4 protein-coding genes are annotated in these 3,744 nt (G+C 66.6%); all 4 read left to right on the top strand.

What is annotated here, in order from left to right; genetic code table 11:
* Positions 1-19 precede the first annotated feature (19 nt).
* A complete protein-coding gene (locus tag JNK68_01505; GenBank protein MBL8539024.1) occupies positions 20-622 on the top strand; it encodes a hypothetical protein in 603 nt (200 codons plus the stop codon).
* Positions 619-1,305, top strand: a complete 687-nt coding sequence (locus JNK68_01500; protein ID MBL8539023.1) for a membrane integrity-associated transporter subunit PqiC — start codon at positions 619-621, stop codon at positions 1,303-1,305. Before JNK68_01505 ends, JNK68_01500 begins: the two co-directional genes overlap by 4 nt.
* Positions 1,306-1,396: 91 nt before the next feature.
* Entirely contained in the window at positions 1,397-2,041 is a 645-nt protein-coding gene (locus JNK68_01495) for a hypothetical protein (protein ID MBL8539022.1), read from the top strand.
* A gap of 61 nt (positions 2,042-2,102) precedes the next feature.
* Positions 2,103-3,744 (top strand): DUF748 domain-containing protein (locus tag JNK68_01490; protein ID MBL8539021.1); only part of this gene is annotated, 1,642 nt, incomplete at its 3' end.

Below are 3,744 nucleotides of genomic sequence, written 5' to 3'. Positions count from 1 at the left end.
CTTCGAGCCGGGCACACAGATGGATCTTCACGAGAGTGCGCCGTCGGGGTGGTGGGAGATTCCGACCTTGCCCTCGCGCACGCAGGAGCTCGAGGAGTTCCTGACGGGACTGCCGGTTGGCGAGATCGTCAACGATCTGCGCGTGGTGCTGGAGAACGTGAACGACCTGCTCGGCCCCACGGACGGGAAGGAACGGCGCAACGTGCGCGACATGCTGGCGGCAGCGACCGGCGCCCTCGCGCAGGTGGAGAAAAGCATGCCGCGGGTCACGTCGTCGCTGGAAAACACCGCGTCGGCGGCGCGGCAGACGTTTGCGGCAGGCACGCTCACCCTGGAGCAGGTGCGCCTGACGGCGGCCGCAGCGGAGAAGCGTGTGAACACCGTGGCCGACGCCATCAACCGCATAGCCGAGAGCGGCGACAAGACGCTCGACAGCACCCGTCAGACGATGCGCAACATCGAGAACCTCACGAGCGAGAACTCTCCCTTGGTCTACGAACTCAACACCGCATTGAAGGAACTGGCTGCTGCCGCGCGTTCGATCCGCCTGCTTGCGACGGAACTCGAAAAGCGCCCGGATGCACTGCTTCGCGGCCGCCCCGGCGAGGAGGGTAAGCAGTGAGCACCGCGACCGCCTGCACGCAGGTGAAGGAGTCGAGAAGGGGGAGCCCGCTGCCCCTGGTTTCACGGCGCGGTGCGATGTGGTTGTTGCTCGTAACGGTTGTTTCCGCCTGCGTGAATCTGGGACCGGGAACACCCCCGCGCGCGCCGACCTACGTGCTCGAACCGACGGTGCCCGCGGCCCAGCTCGCATCTTCCGGCATCGCGGTCGGCGTCGGCCCGGTGACCGTTCCGGGCTATCTGGACCGCAACGAGATGGTCTCGCGCGAGGCGGCCAATCAACTGCGCGTGGATACCCGTCACAGCTGGGGCTCGCCGCTCGAACAGGAGGTGCTGCGGGTTCTCGGTGAGGACCTGTCGCGCCTGCTCCAGAGCGATCGCGTGGTGGTGTGGCCGTGGGCGCGCCAGCGCGACATCGCCGTGCGCGTCCCGGTGCAGGTCCTGCAGTTCGAGCCGGTGGCGGGCAAGGGCATCGTGCTCGTGGCCCGCTGGGAACTGCAGTCGCCGGATGCAGCGAAGGTGCTGTTCACGCGCCAGTCGGAGATCGTGGAGCCGGTCACGACCGAGGGCGGGCCGGGTGCCTACGCAGCCGGCATGAGTCGCGCGCTCGCCGTCCTCGCCGGGCAGATCGCGGACGCGGTGCGCACCGTGCCCGCGCCACCGCGTTCCGACGGCGCCGGTTGAGAGGCTGCCAGGGCCTGCCGCGAGCGGTACAATAACGTCATGATCCGGTAAAGCGACCGGATCCAACGAGCTAATCTGCGGAGAGAACATGGTGCTTACTCATTCCGTCCTGCACCGCGTCATCGCGGTCTTCCTGCCCGCACTGCTGCTGGGTGCGTGCGCTACCTCCACCAACCTGGTGAACGTGTGGGAGGATCCGGGGTACAGCGGCGGACCCTTCCGCAAGGTCATCGTTCTCGGGCTCGGCGCCGAGGGGGGGACGAGCCAGACGTTCGAGGACATCTTCGCCGCCGAACTGACGCGTCGCGGCGTCGAGGGCGTGCCCGGACACACCCTGTTCCCAGCGGGGGAACAGCCCTCGCGGGAGGCGATCGAGAAAGCCGCGAAGGATGCCGGCGCAGACGGCTTCCTCGTCGCAAGGCTCGTGAAATCCAACAAGGAGACGCAGCAGGTGCCCGGCTATTCACCGACAGTGGTTCCGGGCGTCGGCTACTACAACAACTTCTACGGCTACTACACGGCGGCGGTGACCTACAACCCGCCCGTCAGCTATCAGTACGAAGTGGTGACGGTCGAAACCAACCTCTGGGACGTGCGCACGAGCAAGCTCGTCTGGGCCGGCACCACGCAGACGTTCGCGCCGGGCAGCGTCAACCAGGAAGCACCGGGCTTCGCCAAGGTGATCATCGACGCGCTCGCCCAACGCAAGCTGGTCCCGACCCCAGCGAAGTCCTGAGCGCGGCGGCGGGGCGCGCCATGCTGCACCGCGAGCGCTCATCGCGCTGCGCCAAGCGTCGATGAAAAGAAAGCTGCTCATCGCCGGCGGCGCCGTGCTGGCCGCCGTCGTTCTGTTTGCAGCGATCGGCTTTCTCGCGGTGCCGCCCATTCTGCGCTCTCAGCTCGAAAAGCTGTCACAGGAAAAGTTGCAGCGCACACTGACCATCGGCGAGATCAAGGTGAATCCCTTCGATCTCAAGCTCGAGATGCGGGACGTGGCGCTCAAGGACAAGGACGGCTCGCCGCTGGCGTCCTTCGAGCGCCTGCTCGTCGATTACGAGATTTTTCCCGCGCTGACCCAGCGGGCGTTCGGCTTCCGCGAGATCTCGCTCGCCCGACCGCTCGCCAATGTCGTCGTCGATCGCGAGGGGATGCTCAATTTCGCGCGGCTGATCGCGGATGCGACCCGGGACACGCCCCCGAAGCAGGAGTCGGGCGAGCCGCTGCCGCGTGTCATCGTCGACAAGCTCGAGATCGACCGTGCCGGCGTCAATTTCCGCGACGAGCGCCGCGCCGAGCCCTTCACGAGCGAGGTCGATCCGGTGGCGGTACTGCTCACCGACCTGAATACGCTGCCCGATCGTGAAGGCAAGCAGAGTCTCGTCGCGCGCACGCCCGAGGGCGAGCAACTCAAGTGGGAAGGTGAGTTCACGCTGTCGCCCCTGCAGTCGCGCGGGACGATCGCCCTCACGGGGTTGTCCGGACCCAAGCTCTGGCGCTTCGGCAAGGACCTCGTCAATTTCGAGATTCCGAGCGGCACGGCCGACGTGAGTGCCGCCTACGAGGTCGATCTCAAGCAGCCGCAACCCCGGGTGCACGCGACCGATATCCGGGCGCATCTCAAGGGCTGGGCCATGAAGTCCCACAACAAGGAGGACCGCGTGCTGCGGCTCGACAGCCTGGAAGTCGGTCCGGGGACGTTCGATCTCGGCGGCCGCACCCTGGTGCTCGATCAGATCGTGGCGAGCGGTGGCGGGATGGGAGCACAGCGCGGATCGGACAATCTCATCAACTGGGTCGAACTGCTCAAGCTGAAGGGCGCCGAAGCCGCGCGCGAAACGGCCGCGGTGGCGGCGGATCAGAAGCCCGCCGGCGAGGAGTCGCCGTGGCGGATCGAACTGAAAGCATTCCGTGTCGAAAAGTTCGGTTTCACCTTCTCGGACGATGCGGCGGTACAGCCCTACGATGCGAGCATCAACGACATCGGGCTCGCGTTCGCTGCGGCCGTTGACTACGCGGGTACAGGCTCCCAGATCACCGTGGAGCAGATCGTCCTCGGGCTGAAGGACCTGAGCCTCAAACCTCGCAATGAACAGGCGCCGATCCTGACCCTCGCCGGCGTCGAACTCGGCACAGGAGCGGCCAACTACAAGGACAAGAGCGTTCAGTTCGACGCGCTGAAGATTTCGAAGCCGCGCGGCGAGGCGTGGATCGACGGCGACGGCAAGCTCAATTGGATGGGACTGGCGCCGCGCGAGGCGGCGCCGGCGGTGGCTCCCGAGCGTGCGGAAGAGTCGCGCCGCGCAGCCGAGCAACAGCCGTGGCACATCGGCCTGAAAACGATCGAGGTCGTGGATGGCGGCGTGACGTTCACCGATCGCGGCATGACGCCACCGGTCGCGGTCAAGGTAGAACCCATCCGGGTGCGGCTCGACGGTGCAT

The sequence above is a fragment of the Betaproteobacteria bacterium genome, from assembly GCA_016791345.1.
In the GTDB taxonomy this organism is placed as follows: domain Bacteria; phylum Pseudomonadota; class Gammaproteobacteria; order Burkholderiales; family JAEUMW01; genus JAEUMW01.
Note: the sequence above shows the minus strand (reverse complement) of the source record. Positions and strands in the feature narration are given on the sequence as shown.